23 protein-coding genes and 1 CRISPR repeat array are annotated in these 23,352 nt (G+C 70.9%); of the genes, 13 read left to right on the top strand and 10 right to left on the bottom strand.

Annotated elements, in window-relative coordinates; translation table 11 throughout:
- Positions 1-21 precede the first annotated feature (21 nt).
- From P3T27_RS36060 to P3T27_RS36050, 3 genes are all read left to right on the top strand, one after another.
- Complete coding sequence (locus P3T27_RS36060) at positions 22-501, top strand: hypothetical protein (RefSeq protein ID WP_280685531.1); 480 nt, start codon at positions 22-24, stop codon at positions 499-501.
- A gap of 55 nt (positions 502-556) precedes the next feature.
- The gene (locus tag P3T27_RS36055) at positions 557-862 is read left to right on the top strand and encodes a hypothetical protein (RefSeq protein ID WP_280685530.1); all 306 of its coding nucleotides are present in this window, start codon (positions 557-559) and stop codon (positions 860-862) included.
- A 156-nt stretch (positions 863-1,018) separates the two neighbouring features.
- Positions 1,019-1,345, top strand: a complete 327-nt coding sequence (locus P3T27_RS36050) for a deoxyxylulose-5-phosphate synthase (protein ID WP_280685529.1) — start codon at positions 1,019-1,021, stop codon at positions 1,343-1,345.
- A 282-nt stretch (positions 1,346-1,627) separates the two neighbouring features.
- Here P3T27_RS36050 and P3T27_RS36045 read toward each other — a convergent pair whose 3' ends face one another.
- Positions 1,628-3,163, bottom strand: a complete 1,536-nt coding sequence (locus P3T27_RS36045) for a DEAD/DEAH box helicase (protein WP_280685528.1) — start codon at positions 3,161-3,163, stop codon at positions 1,628-1,630.
- 121 nt (positions 3,164-3,284) lie between these two features.
- Here P3T27_RS36045 and P3T27_RS36040 point away from each other — a divergent pair, with 121 nt between their 5' ends.
- From P3T27_RS36040 to P3T27_RS36030, 3 genes are all read left to right on the top strand, one after another.
- Positions 3,285-3,560 carry a hypothetical protein gene (locus P3T27_RS36040; RefSeq protein ID WP_280685527.1) on the top strand — a complete coding sequence of 92 codons (276 nt, stop codon included), beginning with the start codon at positions 3,285-3,287 and terminating at the stop codon, positions 3,558-3,560.
- A gap of 3,121 nt (positions 3,561-6,681) precedes the next feature.
- The gene (locus P3T27_RS36035; protein ID WP_280685526.1) at positions 6,682-6,963 is read left to right on the top strand and encodes a hypothetical protein; all 282 of its coding nucleotides are present in this window, start codon (positions 6,682-6,684) and stop codon (positions 6,961-6,963) included.
- On the top strand, positions 6,960-7,241 hold the full coding sequence (locus P3T27_RS36030) for a hypothetical protein (RefSeq protein ID WP_280685525.1): 282 nt from the start codon (positions 6,960-6,962) through the stop codon (positions 7,239-7,241). The genes P3T27_RS36035 and P3T27_RS36030 overlap by 4 nt, the downstream gene beginning before the upstream one ends.
- A 301-nt stretch (positions 7,242-7,542) precedes the next feature.
- Here the strand turns inward: P3T27_RS36030 and P3T27_RS36025 are convergent, their stop codons facing one another.
- From P3T27_RS36025 to P3T27_RS36005, 5 genes are all read right to left on the bottom strand, one after another.
- Positions 7,543-10,719: a tetratricopeptide repeat protein gene (locus tag P3T27_RS36025; protein ID WP_348534190.1), complete on the bottom strand. Its 3,177-nt coding sequence runs from the start codon at positions 10,717-10,719 to the stop codon at positions 7,543-7,545.
- Positions 10,712-10,981: a hypothetical protein gene (locus P3T27_RS36020; RefSeq protein ID WP_280685524.1), complete on the bottom strand. Its 270-nt coding sequence runs from the start codon at positions 10,979-10,981 to the stop codon at positions 10,712-10,714. The genes P3T27_RS36025 and P3T27_RS36020 overlap by 8 nt, the downstream gene beginning before the upstream one ends.
- Before the next feature lie 620 nt (positions 10,982-11,601).
- A CRISPR array of direct repeats spans positions 11,602-11,996; the repeat unit is 28 nt; unit sequence GTCCTCCCCGCACCCGCGGGGGTCAGCC.
- A gap of 344 nt (positions 11,997-12,340) precedes the next feature.
- A complete protein-coding gene (locus tag P3T27_RS36015; protein WP_280685523.1) occupies positions 12,341-12,502 on the bottom strand; it encodes a hypothetical protein in 162 nt (53 codons plus the stop codon).
- A 175-nt stretch (positions 12,503-12,677) separates the two neighbouring features.
- Positions 12,678-13,172, bottom strand: a complete 495-nt coding sequence (locus P3T27_RS36010) for a hypothetical protein (RefSeq protein ID WP_280685522.1) — start codon at positions 13,170-13,172, stop codon at positions 12,678-12,680.
- Complete coding sequence (locus tag P3T27_RS36005) at positions 13,169-13,360, bottom strand: hypothetical protein (RefSeq protein WP_280685521.1); 192 nt, start codon at positions 13,358-13,360, stop codon at positions 13,169-13,171. Before P3T27_RS36005 ends, P3T27_RS36010 begins: the two co-directional genes overlap by 4 nt.
- Positions 13,361-13,469: 109 nt before the next feature.
- On the opposite strand from P3T27_RS36005, the gene P3T27_RS36000 reads away from it, so the two are divergent.
- From P3T27_RS36000 to P3T27_RS35985, 4 genes are read left to right on the top strand one after another with little or no spacing between them, the layout of a single operon-like run.
- Positions 13,470-14,726 (top strand): helix-turn-helix transcriptional regulator, encoded by a 1,257-nt coding sequence (locus P3T27_RS36000; RefSeq protein WP_280685520.1) that lies wholly within the window; start codon positions 13,470-13,472, stop codon positions 14,724-14,726.
- A gap of 10 nt (positions 14,727-14,736) precedes the next feature.
- Positions 14,737-15,291: an NUDIX hydrolase gene (locus P3T27_RS35995; RefSeq protein WP_280685519.1), complete on the top strand. Its 555-nt coding sequence runs from the start codon at positions 14,737-14,739 to the stop codon at positions 15,289-15,291.
- Positions 15,292-15,326: 35 nt separating this feature from the next.
- Complete coding sequence (locus tag P3T27_RS35990) at positions 15,327-15,620, top strand: hypothetical protein (RefSeq protein ID WP_280685518.1); 294 nt, start codon at positions 15,327-15,329, stop codon at positions 15,618-15,620.
- A gap of 23 nt (positions 15,621-15,643) precedes the next feature.
- Positions 15,644-15,946: a phytanoyl-CoA dioxygenase family protein gene (locus P3T27_RS35985; protein ID WP_348534191.1), complete on the top strand. Its 303-nt coding sequence runs from the start codon at positions 15,644-15,646 to the stop codon at positions 15,944-15,946.
- Between the two features lie 258 nt (positions 15,947-16,204).
- Here the strand turns inward: P3T27_RS35985 and P3T27_RS35980 are convergent, their stop codons facing one another.
- Positions 16,205-17,506: a nucleotidyl transferase AbiEii/AbiGii toxin family protein gene (locus P3T27_RS35980; protein ID WP_280685517.1), complete on the bottom strand. Its 1,302-nt coding sequence runs from the start codon at positions 17,504-17,506 to the stop codon at positions 16,205-16,207.
- Positions 17,503-18,270: a hypothetical protein gene (locus P3T27_RS35975; RefSeq protein ID WP_280685516.1), complete on the bottom strand. Its 768-nt coding sequence runs from the start codon at positions 18,268-18,270 to the stop codon at positions 17,503-17,505. Before P3T27_RS35975 ends, P3T27_RS35980 begins: the two co-directional genes overlap by 4 nt.
- A 430-nt stretch (positions 18,271-18,700) precedes the next feature.
- Here P3T27_RS35975 and P3T27_RS35970 point away from each other — a divergent pair, with 430 nt between their 5' ends.
- Together P3T27_RS35970 and P3T27_RS35965 are read left to right on the top strand one after the other, a co-directional pair.
- Entirely contained in the window at positions 18,701-19,057 is a 357-nt protein-coding gene (locus tag P3T27_RS35970; protein WP_280685515.1) for a nucleotide pyrophosphohydrolase, read from the top strand.
- Positions 19,058-19,064: 7 nt separating this feature from the next.
- Entirely contained in the window at positions 19,065-20,066 is a 1,002-nt protein-coding gene (locus tag P3T27_RS35965; protein ID WP_280685514.1) for a hypothetical protein, read from the top strand.
- A 352-nt stretch (positions 20,067-20,418) separates the two neighbouring features.
- Here P3T27_RS35965 and P3T27_RS35960 read toward each other — a convergent pair whose 3' ends face one another.
- Positions 20,419-20,769 (bottom strand): hypothetical protein, encoded by a 351-nt coding sequence (locus P3T27_RS35960; protein ID WP_280685513.1) that lies wholly within the window; start codon positions 20,767-20,769, stop codon positions 20,419-20,421.
- Entirely contained in the window at positions 20,754-21,329 is a 576-nt protein-coding gene (locus P3T27_RS35955) for a hypothetical protein (protein WP_280685512.1), read from the bottom strand. Before P3T27_RS35955 ends, P3T27_RS35960 begins: the two co-directional genes overlap by 16 nt.
- A 575-nt stretch (positions 21,330-21,904) precedes the next feature.
- Between P3T27_RS35955 and P3T27_RS35950 the strand changes: the two genes are divergently transcribed.
- The gene (locus P3T27_RS35950; RefSeq protein ID WP_280685511.1) at positions 21,905-23,089 is read left to right on the top strand and encodes a DNA sulfur modification protein DndB; all 1,185 of its coding nucleotides are present in this window, start codon (positions 21,905-21,907) and stop codon (positions 23,087-23,089) included.
- Positions 23,090-23,352: the final 263 nt, after the last annotated feature.

Below are 23,352 nucleotides of genomic sequence, written 5' to 3'. Positions count from 1 at the left end.
TCCGAAAGCCTCCCCATCCCCATGACCCCCGAACAGGCCGTCCAGGCACTCGACGCGCTCCTCGACGAGGCGATGTCCGCCATCCGTCCCCCGCTGCGGTACCGGGACGGATGGCCGTGCTCCACCGAACGGACCGCGGGCCCGGACGACCACTCCCTGGGCTACGCCACCGCCACCCGCGACCGGTACGTCATGACCAAGGTCGCCCCGTCCAAGTACGGCGCGCTGCTGGGCATCACCGAACGCGGCTGGCAGGCCCGGGGGTACCGGATCACCGCCGTCAACCCCCGCCAGCCCGCCATGTTCGCCTCCACGCCCGCCGGGTACGGCGTGTGCCTGCTCGTCGGTGCCGCGGGCAACATCACCTTCCAGGCCGGCGTCGGCCCCATTCCCGTCATCCGCGACCGCGACCCCTTCGGCACCTACGTCCCCGAGCCGACCCTGCCCGACGGACGCCCCGACATCCTCCCCCGGTACGAGGACCCGTTCTGGTCGCACTGAACCGCCGCCGGCAGTGTGCCGGGAGGGTCCTCCTCCCGCCTGCGGGGGTCAGCCGATGGCCAGCGCGGCCGAGGCGATGCCCAGCCCGTCCTCCCCGCACCCGCGGGGGTCAGCCGAAGCCCGAGACGGGCCGTGGGGGTGCCACCTCTCCGGCCGTCTGGACCCGGACCAGCTCGCCCAGGCGTCCGCCCCGACCCACGCCATGGCAAAGGTCCAGGGCCTCACGGGCATCGACCTCGACCAGTGGATCGACGCGCAGGGCCGCACCCGCTACGTCGAGGAGCGGATGGTCCTGGACGGGAAGGCGGTCGTCGCCAAGGTGGCCTTCAGCGACTTCGGCCCGGCCGGGACCTTCGTGTGACCGCACCCGTCATCGCCGGGTCTCCCGGTCCTACGAGTAATCGGAATCAACCCACCGACAACGTAAGGACCCGTCAGGCGGCCCCTCGGCTCCCTTCGCCCGTTCACGGCCGCTGAAGCCCGTCAACCCGTCGCGGGCGACGTCTACGCTGGTGGCATGGCCCATGCGAAGACCTCGTACGTCTGCCTGCCCTGCCGGGCTTCGTACAAGCAGCCCTACGACAGGGAACGGCGGCGGATCTGCCCGCGCTGCTCGGAGCCGCTGGCCCACGTGGGGTCGGCCTTCGCCGCACCCCGGCGACGGGACATCGCGGCCTGGCGGACGCTCTCGGTGCTGGTGAACGCGGGCGTGGGTTTCCACAAGAGCTGCTGTGGCGGCCCCGGGTACCGACCCCGCACGCCGCGCGAGGTGCGGGAGCGGATGACGCATGCGCTGCGTACCGGCGAGCCCGTGGCCAAGGCCCTCGTGCGGCGTGCCCCCTGATCGGGCACCACCCCTGACGCGCCTCGCTGCGCCGCCGGCCGGACCCGTTGATGCCGGCGGGGACCAGACCGTCCCCGAGAGGCGCACACCTGACGGGCGCGCAAGGACCCGTGTGCGCGGATACCGGGTGACGGCGGCGGGGCGTGCTCGGGATGGCGACACCGCAGTGGCCCCTGGAGCCGGGAAGGCGCGCCTCCTACGCGTAGAGGGTCGGCGCCGACCCGCCCGCCTCATGCCCGGTACCCGTCCCCCCTGGGGGCAGGTGTGCGGCTGCGTGCCGGGCTACTCGGGCGGGCCCGACGGTTCGGGGTCGGCGAGGGGCCAGGTGTCGCGGTCGCGGACGTGGTCGTAGCCGGGGAGTTCGGCGGCGAGGACGTCGAAGTGGGGCAGTGGGGCCCAGAGGGCGCGTTCGCCGATGACGTAGAGGCGGCGTTTGGCGCGGCTGGCGGCGACGTTGAGCAGGTGGGGGGTGCGGGCGGCCCAGGTGCGGGCGCCGGGGCGGTTGCCGCCGAGGACGAGGATGACGACGTCGGCCTCCTTGCCCTGGGCCTTGTGGACGGTGGCGCAGCGCTCGTCCAGGAGTTCGGAGGTCCAGTGGGCGCGGCCGTGGCAGGTGTCGCGGGCCTCGGTGACGAGGGCGCGGAAGGGGGCGATGATGCGCAGGCGTTCGGGGGTGACGCCGTGGCGGTCGAGCTGGTCGAGGAGGAAGGTGAGGGCGCGGCGGTCGCGGTCGCCCCAGGGGGCGTCGGCTGGGCGGGCGGGGTCGTCGGTGTTGAGCCAGCGGCTGGGGAGGAGGTCGTCGCGGTCGGGGTCGGGGAAGCTCTGGGGGCGGGTGCCGTAGACCATGAGGCCGCCGTAGGCGACGTCGTTGCTGACGGTGAACATGGGGTCTTCGCAGCGGCGGTGGACGCGCAGGGGTGAACCGACCCAGACGGTGTCGTCGTCGGCGCCGGCGGGTGCGGGCAGGTAGGTGCCGTAGCGGTTGACGCGGTCGGCGACCGCCTGGGCGGAGGTGGCGGAGGGGAGCCATTCGTCGTCGACGTCGTAGGCGCGCAGGAGGCGGCGTTGGAGGGCGATGGGCATGGTGACGACCGGTTCGAGTTGGAGGGGGTCTCCGACGAGGACGGCGCGGCGGGCGCGCCAGAGGGCGCCGATGGCGGCTTGCGGCGTGGCCTGGCCTGCTTCGTCGACGAGGATCCAGCCGATGGAGCCGCGGCCGAGGCGGGCGAACATGGTGCCGATGGAGGAGAAGGTGGTGGAGACGACGGGAATGAGGAGGAAGAGGGCCTGCCAGGCGCGCTGCACCTCCTCGTCGGGGACGGGGCCGCTGGTGCCCGCCATGAGTTCCATCAGGACCTGAAGGTTGCCGCGGGTCTTCTTGGCGGTGCCGGCGACGAGGGCGCGGTGCAGGTCGAGGGCGCGCAGGAAGAGGTCGCTGCGGGCGGTGGACCAGGCCTCGTCGGACCAGGGGGAGCCGAGTTCCTGGTCGTGGTCGTCGAGGCTGGTCCAGTCCAGGGGCAGGGAGGGGAGGGTGGTGGACGCCTGGCGCAGGAGGCGGTGGGCGGCGTCGAGGTCGGCGGTGGCGGTCTCGAGGTCGCGTCGGGTGGTGTCCGTTTCGCGCCGGGCCTGCCGGACGGCCTCGTGGGCGGCGGACTCCTCGGTGCGGGCGGTGTCCTCGTGCCGTTGGGCGCGGGTGACGGCGGCGAGTTCGGTGGTGGAGCGGTCGTGCAGGTCGGCTGCGGCGAGGTCCTCGGCGTGTGTGCACCGGGCGATGTGGTCGTAGGCGTCCTCCAGGGCGGTGCGCTGCTGGACGAGCATCTCGAGGATCTCGGCCTGGGTGCGTTCGCGTTGCTGTTCGACGGCCTGGCGTTCGGCGGTGGTCTGGAGTAGTCGGCGCAGTCCGGCGCGCAGGCCCGGTTCGGCGACGGGGGGGTGCCTCGTGGCGGGCGGTCAGGGCGTCGACGTGCCGGCGGTGGTGGGCGGCGCGTTCGCGGGCTGTGGACAGGTTGGCGCGGGCGGCGGCGAGTGCCTGGCGGGCCTGCGGGACGCGCTGGGCGGCGGTGCGGTGGGCGGCTTCGGCGGCCAGGGTCGCGCTGCCGGCGGTGACCGCGGCTGTGGTGGCGGCGTCGTGGCGGGCTTCGGCGGCTTCCACGTGTTCGTCGGCGCGGCGGACGGCGGCCCGCAAGGCCTCGATGCGCTGTCGGCTCCGTCCTGACCCGGTGTCCGCCAGGGCGGCGGCCAGGTGGACGCGCTCGGTGCGGAGGCGTTCGACTTCGGCCTGGGCCGCCTTGAACGCGGCGACGGCCTGGCGCCAGGAGGGGATCGGCTGGGCGGGTGCGGTGGGTGCGGTAGCCGTGTCGGGTGGGTCGGCGCGACGGTCGCGCGGGGTGCGGGCGGGCGCCGGGGTGCGGGGCGGGATCCAGTCGCTCAGGACGGCGTGCATGCCGCGCAGCGGGGGGAGTCCCGCGTCGGTGCGGGCCGTGGTCTCGTCCTCGGGCAGGCGGCCCCACCAGAAGCGCTCGCCGAATTCCTTGCGGTTGGCCTTGTTGCCGAGCACCGCGGCGACCAGTCCCCAGGCGGGTGCGCCGCCGAGCAGAGCGGAGGCGAGGTCGGAGAAGTGGTCGGGGCCTCCGTGCCAGTGGTCGTCGAGGGCGGCGGCGCCGGGGAGTTCGGCGGTGATGTTCTCCACGGCGCCGTTGTTGGAGGAGGTGACGACGATCTCGTAGCCGGTCAGCCTCGGGTCGAGTGCCGAGACGAAGCGCGGGTGGACGCCTTGGCGGTCCCTGCCGCGCCAGGGGCGGCCGACGAACGCCTCCTCGGGCCGTTTGTAGGAGGCCATCACGGTGGCCCGTTCGACGACGAGGGCGGCGACCAGGTCGCGCAGCATGGTGGTCTTGCCGGTACCGGGCGGGCCGTTGACCGAGAACAGGCCGCCGTCGGTTCCGGCGCGGTCGGCGAGCATGCGGTTGACCGCGAACTGCTGGCTGAGCGCGAGCGGGTGCCCCGCCTTGGCGGGCCAGCGGCCGGCGGGTACGAGCGCGGGGTCGACGCCCGCCAGGACGGTGCGACGGTCCTGGCGCAGGTCGGTGCGGGTGTGGACGGCGATGTCCCGGAGTGCGGTCAGGTAGGCGTCCAGGGCCGGGCCGAGGCCGTCCCCGAGCCCGGTGCGGACCCGGGCGAGGTCCGGTGGGAGGAGGCTGTTGAGGAACGGCTGTGCGGCGGTGGGCTTGGTTTTGGGGTCGCGCGGGCGGTGGACGAGCCGACTGCGGACACGGATCACGCGCGGGTCGAGGAGGTGCTGGACGCCGCACAGGTGGGCGATCTGGGCGGTCAACGCGACGAGGTCGGCGAACGCGACGGGGCGCAGGCCCGTGTCGGCCCCGTGGTCGGGCGGGGGAGCGTCGGCGGCGGGCTCCGCCGACGCCGGGGCCGCCCCGGGGACGGGCGAGCGCTCCTCGTCGACGCCCTCGCGCGCGGGGCGGCGGGCCGCCGCCCAGTCCGCGACCCGGCGCACCAGCGGTTCCGTCGCCCCCTGGAGGGCTGCGCCGGCGACCTCGCCGAACAGCGCGCCGACCGCCGCCACGGCGGCGCCGCCCAGGACCTGCGCGAGCAGTTGCCGCCAGCCGCCCGCCGGGGCGGCGGCCTGCGGCACGGGTTCGGTGCCCGCGGGGGCGGCCTGCGGTGGAGGGCCGGGCGGGCGAGAGTGCCCGGTCGTGTAGGGGATCGGGATGGCGGTCAGCCGCCCCACCGCCACCTCGAACGCCTCGCCCAGCTCCTCGAAGCCGTCCAGCCACCCGGTCGTCGACGGGCCCGGATCGAAGAGGCGGCCCGTCGCCCAGCCGCACGCGGAGATGACGGACGTGCCCTCGATCGGCCGCCCGTACTCGTCCAGGACCAGGGCGAACATCGCGCTCTGCCCCGACAGCACCAGTTCCTCCGGCGGCACCCCCGGGTACGGGTCGGTGCCCTCCGGCAGCACCGCGATCATCGCCTGGCGCAACAGCTCCAGGTCGAACACCCCGCCGTACACCTCGTGCCGCCACACCATCCCTCGTGGTGCCCGCCACGCCGCCGTCACCGGATGGTCCGACGCCCACGGCAGCGACGGCGCCACCTGGCCGACGGCCGGCGTCAGGTCCAGGACATACGTGTCGGAGGCACGGGGCCTGGAGGTGCGCTGTCTGCGCGCTACCTCCGGGATGGTCGGCGGGCTGAACAACTCGACGGCTCGCCAACACTCCAACAGGTCTGCCACCCGCCGGTCCCGCCCCTGTCCGGTCCGCACCCCACTGCCCCCCGTGTCGAACCCGCGGCTCCCAGCCGCTTCGTGTGCCGATCAGCCGGCCGCAGAATCTACCGGACCGGCGGCGGGCAAGCCGAGTACCCAGGTCAGAGGCCGGCGGCGGGCCCGACGGCGTCCGCATCCGCCAGCGGACGGCCGCGGCAACCGACCCCCGACGCCAGGGGCCACACACAAAGAGCCACCCCAGCTCACGCGCCAGGCACGCCACGTCCCGACGGCGCTGATACGTGACACGATGTCCCCAGTACGTTGACCCCTCAACAGAGCGTCTGCAGCATCACCACGTTCACGCAACGGCACCTCGGGCCGATGGCAAAGAAATGGCAAATCCGCTACTTCGCCCCAGGTCAGGAAGCGTCCTCCCCGCACACGCGGGGGTCAGCCGACGCCTTCCGCCTTCCGTCGTTCGGACTCTGGGTCCTCCCCGCACACGCGGGGGTCAGCCGTTCGAGGAACCCGAGGACGGCGGTGGCGGCCGGTCCTCCCCGCACACGCGGGGGGTCAGCTGGCTCGCCACGTGGCGGCGCGGGAACTGTGCGACTCCTCTCCGCCACGGGGGTCAGCCGTACCTGCTTCGGCCGCCATCGGGTGGCCGGCGCCCCGCTCCAGGACAGCAGCACCGCCAGGAGCACGCGGCGCTCGGCCTGCACGGCCACTAGCGCGCGCTGTGCTCCCCGGCGCTGCCGATCCTCTGGCTACAGCTCCCAGGTCCCGTACCGGCGCTGGTGGGGGTCAGCGAGAGTACGCCATTGGTCGCACCCGAAACTAACACTGCAGCGCCTGAGAACGTTGAAACCGCCGAAACAGGCCAGGCCGAGGCGGCCCGCAACAGCGGGCCCGCTGCACCGTCCGCGCTGTCGCCCGCGCGATCCAAGTCAGAGCGATTCCGTCGTGCCCGAAACCAGCCAGCCCGGCGTGTGCAGTGAGACCTCACGGCGCATCGCCGCGTCAACAGGGCCGGTTATCACCCGCGGCTGCCGGGGGAGGACACTGGTTACCGGTCCCGCCCGTACGAGAGCCTCTGGAGGACACGGTGAGCGCCGCCCCCTTGCACGGCCATCACGACGACCAACAGTCCATCCCACGCACCCAGGACGCCGTCGCCGCCGCCTTGCCGCCGGCGCAGCGGATGGAGTTCTACCGGGAGATGGGCGAGGCCGACGACGAGACGATCGGTGGCGTCCTGCGGCGTTGGTGGCTGCGCGCCCAGTTGTACCGCGACCCCGAGGGCGACCGCATCCACGCCGACGTCCAGGCCGGCACCGCTCCCGGTGCTTCGGCCGCTTCGGTCCTGCGTCGTCTCGGGGCCCTGTGAGCGAGTTCCCGGACGAGGACGACCCGATCACCGTCTCCCCGGCCGTCGAGGAGTTCCTCGGCGACCCCGGCACACCGGCCGAAGTGTTCTCCGCCGTCGTCGCCTTCCTCGTCGACCTGCGCGAGAACCCCTTCCCACACCTGAGCATGCCGGTCCCCGGACGGCCCGGCATGCACTCGGCGCCGCTGCGCCGGGATCTGGGACTGGTGGAGTATGCGGTGGACGAGGGGCAGGATCCGCCCCGGGTCTACGTGTCCCGGATCCTGCGCGCGGACTGACGCTTCCCCCCACCTGCCCGAACGGCCTGCCTACAACAAGCGCCTGCACGCCGTCCGGCCGCTGTTCGAGCAGGCCATCCGAGACCTGGCCCGGGCGACCGGCCTGTGGGCCGAGCCTCGGCCCGGGGACGAACGGCATCGAGACCGTCCCGCGCGTGCGGATCACGGCCAGGTCCACCGTCAGAGCCGCCGGCGGGCGGCCGGAGGGAACAGCACGAAGTGCGTCGACAACGCGATCTGCAGAAACGGCGAAACCGCCCCCGACAGCACGGACAGCACCAGCAGCCCGCACCCGCGGCCGTCAGCCGTGGTCGCCGCCGCCCTGCGCGGACGGGTACGGCCGCTCCTCCCCGCCCCCGCGGGGGTCATCCGATGCCTGAGGAGGACCTGTTGTGGGACTGACTGTCCTCCCCGCGTCTGCGGGGGTCGGCCGCATGAAGGTCGTGGGCCGGTCCGTCTCCAGTTCGCGCTCGATCCGGTCACGCGTTGCGACCGCCCGTGGATCGTCGTAGCCGGCCAGGAGGGCAAGGGCGTCCTCCCGGTGTCGGCGTGCGGTGCGCGGGTTCTCGGTGAGCAGGGCTGCGCTGAGGGCGTCGAGGGCCAGGGCCTCGTGCCAGGTGTCGCCGAGTTCGTGGTGGGCGGTGGCGGCTTGGCGGAGGAAGGCGGATGCCTCCGTGTGGCGGTCGAGGTGGCGGTAGGTTTCGCCGGTGCCGTGCCAGGAGAGGGCTTCGCGGCTGCGGTCGCCGAGGCGGCGGTGGAGTACGGCGGCACGCTGGTAGGAGTCCAGGGCGTCGGTGTGGTGTCCGTTGGCCCGTTGGGCGTCGCCGAGGGTGAGGAGCCAGAAGCCTTCCAGTCGGTGGTCCCGCAGGCTCAGGGCGATGTCCAGGGCCGCTTGTGCCGAGGTCAGGGCCCCGACCCGGTCGCCTTCCTCGCGTTGGAGGTCGCTCAGCAGGCGCAGGGCGTTGCCTTCGCCGCGCTGGTTGTCCGATGTGCGGTGGGCCTCGAGTGCCTGGTGAACGGCGGCTGTGGCCTGCTGTGCGCGTCCGGCGCGGTGGTGGGCGCTGGCGAGGTTGGCGAGTGTGGTGGCTTCCCAGTGATGCTCGCCCTGTAGGCGGAAGCCGGCGAGTGCCTTCTCGAAGTACTTTGCCGCATCGCCTAGTTGGCGCTTGTGCAGGTGAGCCAGGCCCAGCAGGTTGAGGGAGTGCGCCTCGTTGAGCCGGTCCCCGAGGTCGCGCCAGATCGCCAGCGCCTTCCGGTGGTGTTCCAGGCTCTCGTCGAGGGAGTTGGTCCGGGTGTGGCCCATGCCGAGGTCGGTGAGCAGGAGGGCCTGGGCGGTGTCGTTGCCGAGCCGCTGCGCCGCGGCCAGGCCGATTTTTCCGGCCGGGAGCCAGTCCGTGCCCGGTGCCGAGGGGGCCTGGGCGTTCCAGAGCACGGCGGCGAGCTGCCAGGTCAGGTGGTCTTCTCCGGCTGTTGAGGCGGTTCGGACGGCCTGCAGGAGGTTGGCGCGCTCGCGTTCGGCCCAGTCCACGGCGGCGTTGTAGTCGGTGAAGGCCAGCGCTTGGACTCCGTCCGGCAGTGGTGCGAGCGGGAGGCGGGCTTCCGCCGGGCGGAGCCATGGCTGAGCGGCATCGGCCGTGTGCAGGTACCAGCACAGGGCTCTCCGCAGTGCGGCCTGGCGCTCGGCGGGTGGTTCCTCGTTCTGTGCCTGGTCGGTGGCGTAGGCACGCAGCAGGTCATGGAACTGGTAGCGGTCCGGTGCGGTCTGCTCGACGAGGTGGGCGCCGACTAAGGAGTCGAGGAGTTGGCGGGTGCGGCTGGTGGTCAGATGCGCGATCGCGGTTGCGGCGTGGAGTCCGAAGTCGGGGCCGGGGTGCAGGCCCAGGAGGCGGAAGAGGCGGGCGACCTGGTCGGGCAGGGCGCGGTAGGACCAGGCGAAGACGGTGCGGACGGCGTCGGCGTCCTCGTCGTCTCCCACGCTCAGGGCGTCCCATAGGGCGGATTCGTCGCGCAGGTCGGAGATCAGGTCGTCCAGTCCCATGTGGGGCAGGCTCGCGGCGCGTTCGGCCGCGATGCGCAGGGCCAGGGGCAGTTGGGCGCAGAGCCGGGCGAGTTCGGTGAGCTGGGCTGGGTCGTCCTGTGGCCGGTGGCCCGCGGTGACGGTGCGCAGCAGGGCGACGGCTTCGGGTTCGGGCAGGGTACCGAGGGTGAGGCGGCGGGCGCCGTCGCGGACGGCGAGGCGGCTGCGGCTGGTGACGACGACCAGGCTGCCGGCGCTGCCGGGCAGGAGGGGGCGGACCTGGCTGACGGTGGCGGCGTTGTCGAGGACGATCAGGACACGGCGTTCGGCGAGCAGGGAGCGGTAGAGGGCCGCGGCTGCGTCGGGGTCCTGCGGGAGGGACTGGGTGTGGACGCCGAGGGAGGTCAGGAAGCGGTGGAGTGCTTCTTGGGCGGTGACGGGTCGGCCAGGGTCGTAGCCGCGCAGGTTGACGTAGAGCTGTCCGTCGGGGAAGCGGCTGCGGGCCTGGTGGGCCCAGTGCAGTGCGAGTGAGGTCTTTCCGGCACCTGCGGTTCCTGCGATGACGAAGACGTGGGCGTCGGCCGGGTCCTTGCTTTCCTCGGTCAGGATGGCGTCGAGCAGGCGGAGTTCGTCGACGCGGTTGACGAAGCCGCGTACGTCGGCCGGCAGCTGGCGGGGTGTCGGGGTGGCGTTCTCGCGGTCCGCGGTGCTGTGGAAGTGGACGCCTCCGCTGATGTCCCTTGCCTGGACGACGTCGTGGGCCGACGATCCGGACAGCGCGGAACGCGTGCTCCCGGGTCCGCCGCTGCTCCCACTGTGCGCGTCTGCCACGTTGCTCCGCTTCTGTGTGGGCGGGGGAAGGCGCGCCACTTCACGGTCGAAGTAGGTCAGCACGTCTTCACCTGTCCGGTGGAGATCCTCGATGTAGTTCTCCCAGCGGAGGACGATATCGGGATCTGTGTAGCGGATCGCGCCGATTGGGATTCCTGTTGCCGAATACAGGACCTGATAGAGGGTGCGACCGCCGAGAATGACGATTTCCGGCAGCGGCCCGAATTCCTCGGAATCGGCCAGTGCCTCGGCGTTGACGATACTGATCCTCTCGCCGCATTCGGCGCGGATCCGCAGCGAATGCAGCTCCCACTGCAGATAGGCCGTCAGCGGCTTCTCGACCACCCGTACGCGGTGGAAGAAGGACTGGCGCTCCTCGTCCTCCCGGCCGATCTCGAGCAGCGCCTCGCGCCTGTTCTCGAGGAGCCGCAGCGCCTCGTCCCAGTCGCCGCGCAGGACGGCCTCCCAGCTCGGGCTGCTTTGCTCCTCGAAGTGCTGGCGCCGCTCCAGCTTCCAGGAGTCCCGGCCGCGGACCTGCGCATCCCGCTCACGGAAGTCGCGTTTGTAGTCCTGCCGGGCGAGGCTCTCGCCCCACTCGGACCGCAGCTCGGGGGCCTGCCGATCAGGCATCCGCGATGTCCGTTTTCGCCGCGCGGAGCATGAGACCGGGGATGACGACGAGCCGCTCGTCAGGGCCGATGACGACGTCTTCGGGCAGCCGGCCGCCGTAGTTCTCGGTGAGGTCCCGGCCGATCACGGCGATGTCACCGTTCGAGAGCTGCCAGATGTCCGGGCATTCGTCCCGGCCTTCGGACACCCCGAGCTCTTTCGCGGACTTCCCCAGGCGCTTCTCGAACGAAACGGAAGGATCTGCTTCCCATGCACGAGCCATGTCTGCCCCCGTTTGTTTCTGCCCTCGACACAGATCTGCGGGTTCGGCATCCTACACCTGAAGGCTGGTCAGGGAAATATGCAGTACATTCGCCATGTACTCCTAAATGATCACCATCGCGGCACAATCGGCCTGTTTTGTGGCGGTACTCGTCCACGTCCACAACCGGCCCGGACAGATCCTTACGCCACACCTGGCGCGCATCCGGCTCAACTGCCGAAGACACCAGCCGCAACCGCCACGTCCGGAACCGCCACGGGGAGCGCGAGCTGTTCCCGATCGGGCCCACGCCGGCTCTGATTCCACGCACCTCACGTCGCCCGGTTCACGGCCTCGTGCACCCGCTTCGACCGAATCCGACCCGCCCCAGCGACTCCAAACCCACACCTCTCAGCACTCACGAAACTGCTCGGACAACAGCCACTGGCCGGTTCGCCTGCCCGGCGGCAGCGAACCGTACGTGTGGGACTACCGCTCCCCACGTCACCGACACGTGGGATGATTCGCAAGCCCTTTGACATCTCAACAGCTCAAACGGCGACGTTGTAACGTCCGCACAACAACGCGCCAAGCTATGCAAAGAAATGACAAAGCCACCACAACGCCCCAGGTCGCGAAGGGTCCTCCCCGCACCCGCGGGGGTCAGCCGGACGCCATCGCCGACGTCCTGGAGGCGAAGCTGTCCTCCCCGCACCCGCGGGGGTCAGCCACCCAAGAACACATCCTCACCCTGCTGAAGCACGTCCTCCCCGCACCCGCGGGGGTCAGCCGCGCCCCACCGCATCCAGGTTGGTCGAGCTCGCGTCCTCCCCGCACCCGCGGGGGTCAGCCGTCCTTGGCGGTCTTGCTGGCGGTCACCCAGACGTCCTCCCCGCACCCGCGGGGGTCAGCCGGTCGCGCTGTGGGCGGGCGTCGCCTACACCGCGTCCTCCCCGCACCCACGGGGGTCAGCCGCCCCCGAACGCGAACTCGGGGCTCCTCGTGGCGTCCTCCCCGCACCCGCGGGGGTCAGCCGACACCGCCCAACCTGGACGACCTGATCGCCATCGGTCAATCGCTGGACGTGTCGACCTGGCGCCTGTTCCACGGGTAGACGGGTAGGCCCTGGCCAGCCGGACCGCCGTACGGCGGCCAGGGAGCGGCGGTGCCTACTCCGCCGGCAGCGGGCTCTTCTGTGGGGTCATGTCGTCCTCCTCGGTCTCCAGCGCCACCGGGACGTCGTCCGGCGGCATCGTGGGGCGCTTGTTTGCCCTCGTGAGCCCCCGGGTCTCGCGGCGCCGCGCGGACCACTGGCCCTGCTGATCGGGTGGAATGGTGGCGCTCCCGTGGCGCGGTTCCGATCATTCGGCTGGGCAGCCATCACCACCCCTCGCGGTCCATCTCCTGGAGCGCCGCCGCGGCCTCGCCCGCTCGCCGGGACGCGTCGTCGTACGCCACATCAGAGTCCGCAGCCCGCCCGTCCTGGGCGGCGTCCACCAGGTGGCCCAGCTGCTCGAAGAACGCGTCATCCGGGTCGCTCATGCACTTCTCCTTTTGGTGATCACGTCTGGCTCATCCAGTGGCGGGCAGTGCTCGACCGCAGCCGTGTACGCGGTGAGGTCGCCCAGGAACCGGCCGCGGACCCAGCGCCCGCAGACGGGGCACAGGCCTCGCTCCGTTCGCTCCTCGGCCTCGGCCGGTGTTCCCTCGGCAGCGCTCACTCGGCGACCGTCCGAATCGGGAAGGCGCGGTACCCGGCGAGGTTCACCCGGCCACGGGTCCACTCATCGGCGCTCTCCCGGATCGAGAACTCAAGCGGCCGCGGCCCGGTGCCAGCGGTGACCAGGCCGCCGGTCTCGGCGTCCCGGATCACCCACGGGCGCCGCCCTCGCTGGTCGGCCGGCAGCTGCACGACGGTGTACCGGGCCGCGACGCGCTGCCGGTAGGTCAGCCCGTCGCCATATGACACACGCACGATCACGAGGCTGTCGCCGTCCAGCGTGAGCGGCCAATCCGTCGTCTCGTCGCCGTTCATTCGGCGTTCCAGGTCATCTGTGGTGCCGCTGCCCAGCAGTCGCTGCATGGCCCGCCGCTCGTAGTCGCTGATCGGCAGCGCGCAAACCGCCTGCCACAGCGTCTCCAGGGCCTCCAGGGGAGGCGCGGTGACCGGCTCCAGGTGACCGTCCACCGCAACTGTGAGCTCGTCGGTCAACACGCCGTCTCCTCGATGGTGATGCACTTCGGGTGGGCCACGACCGCCCAGCCGAGCGGGGCTTGGCCTTCACTGGTCGACGTGTAGACGTGGCCAGCGGGGACCAGCTCGCCGCCCTCACGCCCGCAACGGATGCAGGCCTTGGCCTGGAGCTGGGCCCTGCTGGGCTCCGGCTGATGCGTCGTCACAGGCACAGGATCGGTCGGCGGCGGTGGCGTCACTAGGGCCACGGTGAGTACCCACCGTGACGCCACGGCTGCCGCTAACCTCGTGACACCATCGACTCGGGAGGCCACGTTGTCCGCACCGGAACCGCTCCCCGCCCACTTGCTGGCTGACCCGACGTTCGTGGCGGCCTGCGCCAATCGGCAGATCGGCGCCGTGTTCCAGGCCGCCAAGCGGGCCGGCATCAGCGTGACCCAGATCGCCCGCCGTACGGGTCTGTCGACCAGCCGCGTCACCGAGATCACGAGCGGCGGCAGAGTCGTATCGAGCATGGACGTCATCGAACGAATTGCCGACGGCCTGCACATCCCCGGGCGGATGCTCGGCCTCGCCGACCGACCGTGGGAGGCGGCGGCCATCCCAACCGGCTACCAGCCAGCCGCCGTCCCCGAGACCTGGGAAGTTCTGGACATGCTCTCCCGCTCCACCGCGTCGTCTGCCGCCCTTTCGCATCTCGAAGCAGCCGTCGCAGGAGTCGCCTACCGATACCCGTCGACCCCACCCGTCGAGAGCGTGCCCACACTCCACCGTCAGCTGACCGGGGTACACGAAATGCTGGCCCGACCGCAGTCCCTTGCAGCCCGGCGCCGTGGGGTGCGGATACTGGCCGTCGTCTCCGGGCTCCTCGGCCTCGCGAACCACGACCTCGGCGACCGCAGCAAGTCCGACGCGCACTTCCACCTCGGCACGGTGGCCGCCGGGGAGGGCGAGGCAGACGACCTCACCGCGTGGCTGCTGACCATGCAATCCATCGTTGAGTACACCGCTGGACGACGCGCCCCCGCCGCCGCATTGCTACAGCAGGCCGCAGCCCTCGCCGAGACAGCCAGCCCTCGGCGCCGCGCGTGGGTTGCTGCCAACCTCGCCCGCGGGCTCGCCGCCCGAGGCGACCGTGAGGCGGCCCTCGTCGCCCTCGATCAGGCCAGCCACCTGCTCGACACCGCTGACGAGCCGATCGGTGGCCTCGACTTCCTCACCGCGGGCCGCCTCGACGGCCTCGCTGGCGAGACCTATGCCCACCTCGGTGAGCATGATGCCGCGGCCGACCTGCTGGAGACCGCCATGGTGCGTCGGGCTGAGGCCGACGTCAAGGGTCGATCAGTCCTCACCATCGACCTCGCCGAGTGCCGGCTCGGCCAGGGAGACCTTGACGCGGCGTGCGCCCTCGCGCACTCAGCCTTCGACCTTGCGGGCGTCAGCATCGTGCAGCCGCTCGTCCTGCGGGCCCGACAGCTGCAGCAGACGCTCACCCCGTGGTCCGGTACACGGCCCGTCCGAGAACTGACCGCGCGGGTGAGAGAGTTGGGGTATCAGCTGGCACGCGCGTGAGGAGAGCCTGGTGACCAACTCGGAGTGGCAGGTCTACAGTCGACGGCAGGTCTACGGCTCGCCGTGGGTCGAGGTCTGGCTGGACGACGTCGGCATCCCCGGAATCGGCCGGATCGACCACCACGTCCTCCGCATGCCACGAGCCTCCACCACCGCCGTCGTCACCAACGACCAAGGCGAGTTTCTCCTGATCTTCCGACACCGGTTCATCACCGATCGGTGGGGCTGGGAAGTGCCGGCAGGCTGGGCTGAACCGGGCGAGGAGCCGGCGGTGGCGATCGCCCGGGAGGTCGAGGAGGAGACCGGCTGGCGTCCCGGACGGGTCGAGCTGCTGACCGAGTACGACGCCATGGCGGGAATCTCCGACGCGCACTTCCGCTCGTACCACGTCACTGGCTGCACTCGGGTCGGCGATCCGGAGGACATCTCCGAGGCAGCCCGGGTGGAGTGGGTATCGGAAGCCGAGGTGGTGAAGCTTTTGGTCGGCGGGGAGGTCTCCGACGGGCCGTCCCACGCCGCGCTCTCCTACTACCTAGGACCGCACCGGCTTGCCAGGCGTTCCTGACCTGCACTGTCAGACCCCGGTCGTACGATGACGTCATGGCTGATCTTGAGCTCCCCGCTGACCTGCTGCCCCTCCACGTTGCCGCGCTCCGTGCGGACCGGGCGATGACGACGGCGCGGTTGGCCGGCGGCGATGTCGAGGCCTACATCGGCGCGGCGGAGGCGCTGCGAACCCACCCGATCTGGGAGCAAGCCCGCGCCGAGGGCAAAGCACCAGAAGCTCTTGCAGGCCAGCCTCGATGCGGCGAAGCGGGCACTCGACGACGAGCAGGCCTGACCGGTGTCCTCCCCGCGCCCGCGGGGGTCAGCCGAACACCTTCCTCGTGGTGAAGTGACCCGACCGCACCTTCGAGATCCCCTGGCACCAGGACGGCATCGACGCCCAGGTCGAACTCGACCCCGACCGGTCCGTCTCCGCCTGGTTGGCCGTCAGCGTCGCCACCCTCGACAACGGCAGCCTGCACGCCGTCCCCGGCTCCCACCACTTCGGCTACCTGCCGTTCTCCTCCGAGTACGGCGCCGAACGCGGCCGGGCCGACCAGGCGACCGGCTTCACCGCCGACGCCTCGACCCCGCCCTGCCGCTTCGCGCCGGCACCGCCCTGCTCATGGACCGCTCCGGCACCAACACCAGTGACGGCGCCCGCGTCGGCCTGAACGTCCGCTACATCGCCCCCCGGCGGCATCCGCCGCCGAGGCCGCCGAAGCGTCGCTGATCTGCACTCCGACGGCTGGCCCCGTAGCGACCTCCAGCCTCCTCCTATCGATGGTGCCGGATCACTGCGGCCACCCTGTTGATGCGCGGTGCTGCTTTCAAGTCCGCCTCGGAGGATGGATTCCGACCGGCTCCCGGGCCGGCTGTTCGGTGCCGCCCCGGGAGCCCGGACAGTGGCCGCGGGGCTGCCCGGCGGGGTATCAGCCGCCGGTGCCGTCCGTCCGACGGTCGTCGGCGAGCTCTGCGGCGTAGCGGGCGGCGGCCTCCGCCAGCTGGCGAGTCGTCCGGTCGGACTCGGTGCCGAGGTGGCTGGCGACGGTGTGGTGGGCCGTGTTCAGGTCGCCGTTCAGCAGTTCGCTGGTGATCACCAGGGTGTTGTCCGGGGGCATGTGACGTCGGGACATCCGTTGCTGGACCTCGTCCATGCCCGCGCGTGCCAGCGTCTCCCGCAGTTTCTCGGTCACCGGGGCCAGCCACAGGGCCCGCAGCGCGTACTCGCCGCGGTCGGCGAAGGTCGCGTGGAGTACGGTGAGCAGTTGTGCCGGGTACTCCTCGACGGGTTCGGCGAATTGCGGGTAGTCCTTGGCGAATTCGTCCCAGTCGACCTCGAGTCCGGTGATCTGCTGGGGGAGGACCGGCCAGCGCGACCAGCTCTCGTCGGACTGGGTGACGACCTGCCGAAGCAGGTCGTAGGGCACCTCGGCGGTGCGCGAGAGCAGGATCGCGTCGTGGAGGTCTTTGCCCTGCGGGTGGTTGTCCGAGACCAGCCACAGGATCTTCCAGGCGAGGGAGAGCTGGGGCGTGGCCGCGAGCAGCGGGCCGGTGACGCCTGGGAGCTGGTAGGACTGCGGTGGGACGGGCAGGTGCTCGGTGAAGACGAAGTCGAGCTGGACAGTGCCGCCCGGGATGCCCGGTGCCGACCATGGCAGGACGAGCCTGCGCCCGGGGATCCTGCTGTACGTCCAGATCTCGTCGCTGACCGCCTGGTCGGCGTGCAGCCGCACCGTGTCCGAGAGCCGTTCGGCGTCGGCGGCGAGCCCCTCGAGCATGTGGTCCGTGCGCTCGTCCTCCAGTTCCCAGTCCGCCGGGCGGACCACGAAGTCCAGGTCTCCCGGCTCCCGCGCCTGCTCGCCGTACCAGGCCCGCAGCAGGACGCTGCCGCGCAGCACCAGGTGGTCGGCCCACGGCGAGGCGGCGACGGCGGACAGGACGGTGTTCAGCGCTTCGCTCCGGGCGGTGAGCCAGCGTTCGGCGAGCTGTGGGTCGGTGAAGGCCGGTTCGCTGGGACGGAGGGCCCGGCTGTACCCGGCGAGGGCGGGGTCGAAGACGGGTTGCTGGCTCACCGTCTCGTCGTCGATCGGCCTGATGCTCCTGGGCAGGTCCCGGTTCTCCCGGATGTCCTCCGGCGGTGGCTGTTTGGGCAGCAGGACATCCTGCCAGGGCCCGTATTCGAGTTCTTCCCATGCCACTGGCGGGTGGGGCTGGGGCTGGTTCTCGGTCATCTCGGGTCTCCCTCTGCGTACGGCCCGACGCTGTGCTCGTGCGCATGCTCGCGATCGCGTTGCTGTTCGTGTTCGTGTTCGTGCTCGGATATCCAGCCTGCGTCCAGGGCCTCGTCGCTGTCCGTGACGACGAACTCGCGTTCCACCGACAGCACCTCGTGGCCGTCGGCGGCGAGGTCCCGCAGCAGCGCCTCCAGACGGAGTCCCGCGGCGCTGAGGCCGACCAGGCGGCACCGCTGCGTCACGAACCACTCGCACCGGCCGTCCTCACGCACCCGGCGCGGGTTGCGTGACAGGTGCGCACCGTGCCGGACGACCAGCTCGGTGAGTCCGGCGAGGCGGGCGGAGTCGGCTACGGAAGCCCACCCCGGGAGCAGCAGCTTGACGTGGTGCTCGAAGTACCGGCCGGACCCGTGCGGCACGGCGTCCTCGTCCGAGACCGGGACGCCCTCCGCCCACGGCGTGGCCTCGATCTTCGCCCGCAGGACGGTGAACCCGGCCCGGGCCAGCCGGCCCACGGTCCGGGAAGTCGCCGCGGCGACCTCGTCCAGCGTGCCGCCGGCCCGCAAGGTGAGCATCGGCTGTGAGGGCACCGCACCGCGCGCCAGCAGGATGTGGGTGAACTTCAGGCCGTGGCCGTCGGCCCACGCGGCCAGCGCCTCGGCTGCACCGGGCGCCACGGTCAGGTGCACCTCGAAGTCGCCCCGGACGTCGGGCGGAGCGAGCCGGTCGTCACGGCGCTGGTCAGGACGGGTGTCGAGCATGGAGGGCATCCTGCCAAACCCCTACGACAACGCCTCACGTGCCCGGGCGCTGAGCTCCTCTCTGCGCAGGCGGGTTCGGCCGGTCGGTCGCCCGGTCCTTCGGGAGGGACTGGCGGGATCCGGCGCTGTCGGCATTTGGGGTGCCGGAACGGGGACGGTGGTCGGCCATGGGGACGGATGAGCGCGGAAAGGGCCGTCAAGGCCCGGGTCCGGCGGCAGCCGGACTTCCGTGATCGGCGCGGTGACGCCCAGTCCGATGCCGTGGGCAGCGGGCGACGGCGACCGGCCCGGGCGGCGGAAGCGGTACGGACAGCCGGCCCGCCGGAGGCAGCTGCGATGCCGATCGCGGCAGGTCCTTTCCGGCAGCACGGGAAGCGGACTGAATGAATGGTTGGCATATCGTCGTACCAGACTGCTATAGATCGTCCCCATGACGATCAGGTCACTGCAGCAGGAGCTGGCCGAGTTCGCGGCCGAGCGGGACTGGGAGCAGTTCCACACCCCCAAGAACCTCGCCATGGCGCTCAGCGGCGAGGCCGGCGAACTCCTCGAACTGTTCCAATGGCTGACGCCCGAGGAATCGTCCGCCGTCATGGCCGACCCCGCCCGCGCCCAGCGCGTCCGGGAGGAACTCTCCGACGTCCTCGCCTACCTGCTACGGCTCGCGGACGTCCTCGGCATCGACCCCGAGCAGGCACTCACCGAGAAGATCGCGGCCAACCGCGCCAAGTACCCGGTCCACCTCGCCCGAGGACGGGCCGACAAGTACACCGAACTGGGGGGCTGACCGCCACATGCTCATCGTGCTGCAGCCGGCGGCCAGGTCGGACAAGGACGTCAACGAGCACTACCTGGACACCATCTCCTCCCCGGTCGTCTTTGATGAGCACGCGGACCTGCTCGCGCCCGACGTCCGCGAGCGCCTGGACCGCCTGTTCCCCGACGGATCAGCCCAGATGTGGGGCGTCGTACCCGGCAAGAGGAACGTCAACGTCTCCCGGGTCGAGAAGATGAACCCGGGCGACTTCGCGCTCTTCAGCGGCGACAAGAGGATCTACTTCGGCGGCACCATCGCCCTGATGTGGCGCGACGAGGCACTGGCCGAACGCCTCTGGGGCCGCAACCACAACGACCAGACCTGGGAGTACATGTACGCCCTGTCCGGCACCCAGGGCTTCGACATCACCGTCGAAGAGGTCCGCCGGCTCCTCAGCTGGAACCCCAACCGGAACATCATGGGGATATCCGTCCTGGACCAGGACCAGAGCGACACCCTCCAGGCCTACCTCACCCTCGAGGCCTCCACCGCGGACACCGCCACCGCACCGACCCCGGACGCCCAGGCCGACGCCAACGCCGCCACCGCATTCGACGGCGAACTCGAACGCACCGCGACGCGCGCCTACCGGGGAGAACAGGCCGCACTCAAGCGCCACCTCCTGCCCGGCCCCACCGGTCAGTGCGCCCTGTGCGGCCGCACCCTGCCGGCCGGCTTCCTCATAGCCGCCCACATCAAGAAGCGCGCCGTCTGCACCGACGACGAGAAGCGCGACTTCGAGAACATCGCCATGCTCGCCTGCAGCCTCGGCTGCGACAGCCTCTACGAACGCGGCTACATCACCGTCACCGAAACCGGCCATATCCAGGTCAGCCCGCTCGCCCACGCCATGCCCGGCGTCCACGAACACATCCAACAACACCTCACCGACCGCACCGTGCCCTGGTGGACCGAGAAACGCGAACCCCACTTCCACTGGCACCGCACCCACACCTTCAAACCCGACCCACCGGCGTAGACGCCCGCGCGCCGCGCGAGCCGGGCCGGTACAACGGCCCGGTTGGAGCCCGGCCGGTGACTGCACCGCCACCCGCCCTGCCAGGGGACATGGGACGATGAGCCAAGCTCCTTGACACCACGACAGCTCACCAAGATCCGGTGTCCCGTCGGCCATCAAGCATGGTCAAGAAACAGCAAAGCCCTCGCAACGCACCAGGTCAGAAAGCCTCCTCCCCGCGCCAGCGGGGGTCAGCCGATGTGGCCTGCGAGGGCGAACGGCCCCATAGGCTCCTCCCCGCGCCAGCGGGGGTCAGCCGTAGGCGACCAGGCTGTCGAAGGTGCACCAGTCCTCCTCCCCGCGCCCGCAGGGGTCAGCTGTTCCTGCGCCGGGTCGATCGCCAGATCCTCCGGTCCTCCCCGCTCCGCGGGGTCAACTGGACGACATCACGTTCGACGGCCAGCACGAGCGGCTGATCGCCGAGTCCGTACCCAGCAGGCGAGTGGCCCGAGAACGTGCACCGCGAGAGCTGGCAACTCGGCTCGGATACGAGGGCCGATGCGGGCAGGACTGCTCTGTCTCGCATCATCTGCGTGATGCCGGCGCGGGCCCCGACCAGATCGATCTCGGTCTCTTCGAGCTTCTCCTGAGTCTTCTCCAGCTCCTTGAGTGCGGCCGATAGACGTTCCTCAAGCTGGTGGTTGGCGGTCAGGAGCCCGTCCATCCTGGCCTTGAGGTCACCTGAGTCGGCTTGCTGAAGCTCTTGGCCGAGGTTGCACCCGAGTACGTCCTTGAGCTTGTCGCGTTCTTCGCACAGGCTGCGGAGCTCCGTGCGGGCGAGTTCGAGGTCGACGGCGAGGCTGGCCGAACTCGCCGACCTTCCTCCGGACGCGCGAGGCCTTGCCGTGCCGCACCTCCAGCGCCGAACCGCCCGTACGCCTTGCTCCTCGGGCTATGCCGCAGTTCCGGCAACTCCAGCATCGAGGTCCCGCGCCGCCGGGTGCGGTACGGGTAGACCTGCCTGATCATCACCGCGTCCCGCCGCACGGCCAGTGCCCCCTTGCGGCAGCGCTTGCGCTTCAGCTCGACCAGGTCGTCGGCGACGTCGAAGAAGGTCTGCAACTCGTCGTATGTCAGCGAGCTCCGCCCGGGCCGGCTTCGTACGCAACGATGTAGGTCGGCGGTGTTCCAGTCGTGGCACGCCTGCACCGGGACCTCCCAGAACGCGTCCTCGCAGGCAGCCACCCAGCCATAGCGACGGTCGCCGACGAACGCGCAGAACATCTGCAGGCCGCCCTACTGCCCGGGCATCGTCGATTGCACCAGCAGGGCGGCGCCCAACAGCTGGTGCGAGATGTACGCCTCGACGCCCTCCGGGATTTACTCCCACGGATACGTTGTCGTGAACGACGCGAACCGCCGCACCAGCCGTCCGGGCATCGACACCCGGGGCTCGGGTCCGCCCAAGCTCGGTCGACGCCCCGCGAGTGTCGATGGGCACCCAGTTCAAGGGTGGGCCGGACTCAAGATCCAGGTCCGCGTCACCGAACCCGCAGGTTGCTGTCGGGAGCCGCTCATCCGGCGTGCAGGATGCGGGTGGGCAGGCGAGCAGGGGGCGCGGTGCGGGCCGGGGACCGCAGCTTTTGGGGCGGTTTCCGCGGACGGAAGCTTGGCATGGAACTGTCGTCCGCAGCCACCCGAATCGGGAGATCCTCCCAACCGCATGGGGCATACCTTCAGCTGCGGACGACACAGAACCGGTAACTCCCCTACATCAGTTGACCGTTGATTGATCATTGGACACCTTCCCGTCATATGACGCAGCGTCAAAAGAGGCGCGCGCCACCAAGGGAGAGAGTGTGTCCATAGCCACGTTCACGAAGCCGGTCACCACCGGCTTCCCCATCAAGCTCCTGGTCGTTCGCGAGGGAGTCATGGCGAACGCCGTCATCGACGGGGAGAACCTGCTCCACTTCGTCAACGACCCGGCGAAGGTCGAGGAGGACGCCAAGCGCGCCACGAAGGCCGGCTACGAGATCGACCCCTACGCCCGCATGCGCGCCGAGGTGCAGCGGCCCATCGGCACTGCGGCCAGCAAGAAGGCGAAGAACGTCGGCGAGTACGCGGACTACATCGCGGCCGGCCTGCGGGGGGACTTCGACAGTGCGTGGTCGGTCCCGCAGATCACCCTCTGGTCGCCGCGCCCGCTGGGGCCGGACGAGAGCGGCACCTGGTACCTGCCGATCCGTGACGGCTTCATTGCCCTCGACGCCGAGACTCAGGTCACGGCACTGCACCGGATCAGGAAGAACCCGGCGGCGTACGGCTTGGAGGACTTCGACTTCGGCGAGATGAAACTCTCCATCGAGATCTTCCACGGCATCAGCGTCATGGCCGCCCGACAGATCTTCCATGACCGCAACCTGAAGGGCGTGCCGGTCGACAAGTCCCTGGCCATGTCCATGGACGGTCGCGACTTCGGCACCACGGTGACGCGCAAGCTGATGGAGTCGCTGAAGGTGCCGTTCGGCGAGGCCACGGTTCCGCTGTCCGGCCTCATCCTCACCGGGAAGCGCCAGGTGTCTGACAAGGCGGCCGAGTGGATGACGATGTCGGTCCTGCGGACTCTCGTCTCCACGGCGATGCTCGGCAAGGCCGGTATCCATGCCGCCTCGACCGGCATCGAGTACGAGGACATTCCCGCCGACAAGAACAACGACCGTCCTGACCAGGCCGTTGTCCAGCGCGAGATCATGGAGACGGTCGGCGCCTTCCTGGTGGAGAACGCCCGGCTCTTCCACACCAAGACCGCCATCACCGCCCCCGCTGTCGTGGCCGGCCTTGGCGCGACCATGAACCGCACCATGTCCTGGTCCACCGACCCGATGCCCGAGGGCATCACGCTGGATGCCCTCCTGGAGACGTCCAGTGGGACCGCGAGGCGAAGTACTGGGGCGGCGTTGCGGCCAAGGTCACGGACAAGGGTGCCGTCAGCTGGGCCGGTGGTGCCCGCGACTCCGGCCACAAGGTCTACGACGCGCTGAACCACCCGGACACCGACACCGGCATGCAGATTCGCGGCCGCTTCTAGCTCGCAGGTGCCGAGCGGCTCCTCCCCACTGCGATTGGGGAGGAGCCGCTCGGCATTCTCGTACGCGGGCCGTTCCTGACAGGCGCGAGATCCGGCGGGCCCGGGTGGGGTCGTCGGCAGAAGTCCCCTCCGTCGGCCCGTGCGACTCAGGACTGCCGGAAGCAGTGCGTGGGTCGTGCCCGTATGATCCTGGCGGCTGTCACGTCGATGGATGGG

Origin of the sequence: Kitasatospora sp. MAA19 (assembly GCF_029894125.1) — a bacterium.
In the GTDB taxonomy this organism is placed as follows: Bacteria; Actinomycetota; Actinomycetes; order Streptomycetales; family Streptomycetaceae; genus Kitasatospora.
Note: the sequence above shows the minus strand (reverse complement) of the source record. Positions and strands in the feature narration are given on the sequence as shown.

Coding starts and splice junctions, on each gene's coding strand:
- P3T27_RS36060 (WP_280685531.1), top strand. CDS start 22: ATGACCCCCGAACAGGCCGTCCAGGCACTCGACGCGCTCCTCGACGAG.
- P3T27_RS36055 (WP_280685530.1), top strand. CDS start 557: ATGGCCAGCGCGGCCGAGGCGATGCCCAGCCCGTCCTCCCCGCACCCG.
- P3T27_RS36050 (WP_280685529.1), top strand. CDS start 1,019: ATGGCCCATGCGAAGACCTCGTACGTCTGCCTGCCCTGCCGGGCTTCG.
- P3T27_RS36045 (WP_280685528.1), bottom strand. CDS start 3,163: ATGCTCGTCCAGCAGCGCACCGCCCTGGAGGACGCCTACGACCACATC.
- P3T27_RS36025 (WP_348534190.1), bottom strand. CDS start 10,719: ATGCCTGATCGGCAGGCCCCCGAGCTGCGGTCCGAGTGGGGCGAGAGC.
- P3T27_RS36020 (WP_280685524.1), bottom strand. CDS start 10,981: ATGGCTCGTGCATGGGAAGCAGATCCTTCCGTTTCGTTCGAGAAGCGC.
- P3T27_RS36015 (WP_280685523.1), bottom strand. CDS start 12,502: ATGAGCGACCCGGATGACGCGTTCTTCGAGCAGCTGGGCCACCTGGTG.
- P3T27_RS35990 (WP_280685518.1), top strand. CDS start 15,327: ATGGCTGATCTTGAGCTCCCCGCTGACCTGCTGCCCCTCCACGTTGCC.
- P3T27_RS35980 (WP_280685517.1), bottom strand. CDS start 17,506: ATGACCGAGAACCAGCCCCAGCCCCACCCGCCAGTGGCATGGGAAGAA.
- P3T27_RS35975 (WP_280685516.1), bottom strand. CDS start 18,270: ATGCTCGACACCCGTCCTGACCAGCGCCGTGACGACCGGCTCGCTCCG.
- P3T27_RS35970 (WP_280685515.1), top strand. CDS start 18,701: ATGACGATCAGGTCACTGCAGCAGGAGCTGGCCGAGTTCGCGGCCGAG.
- P3T27_RS35965 (WP_280685514.1), top strand. CDS start 19,065: ATGCTCATCGTGCTGCAGCCGGCGGCCAGGTCGGACAAGGACGTCAAC.
- P3T27_RS35960 (WP_280685513.1), bottom strand. CDS start 20,769: ATGGACGGGCTCCTGACCGCCAACCACCAGCTTGAGGAACGTCTATCG.
- P3T27_RS35955 (WP_280685512.1), bottom strand. CDS start 21,329: ATGTTCTGCGCGTTCGTCGGCGACCGTCGCTATGGCTGGGTGGCTGCC.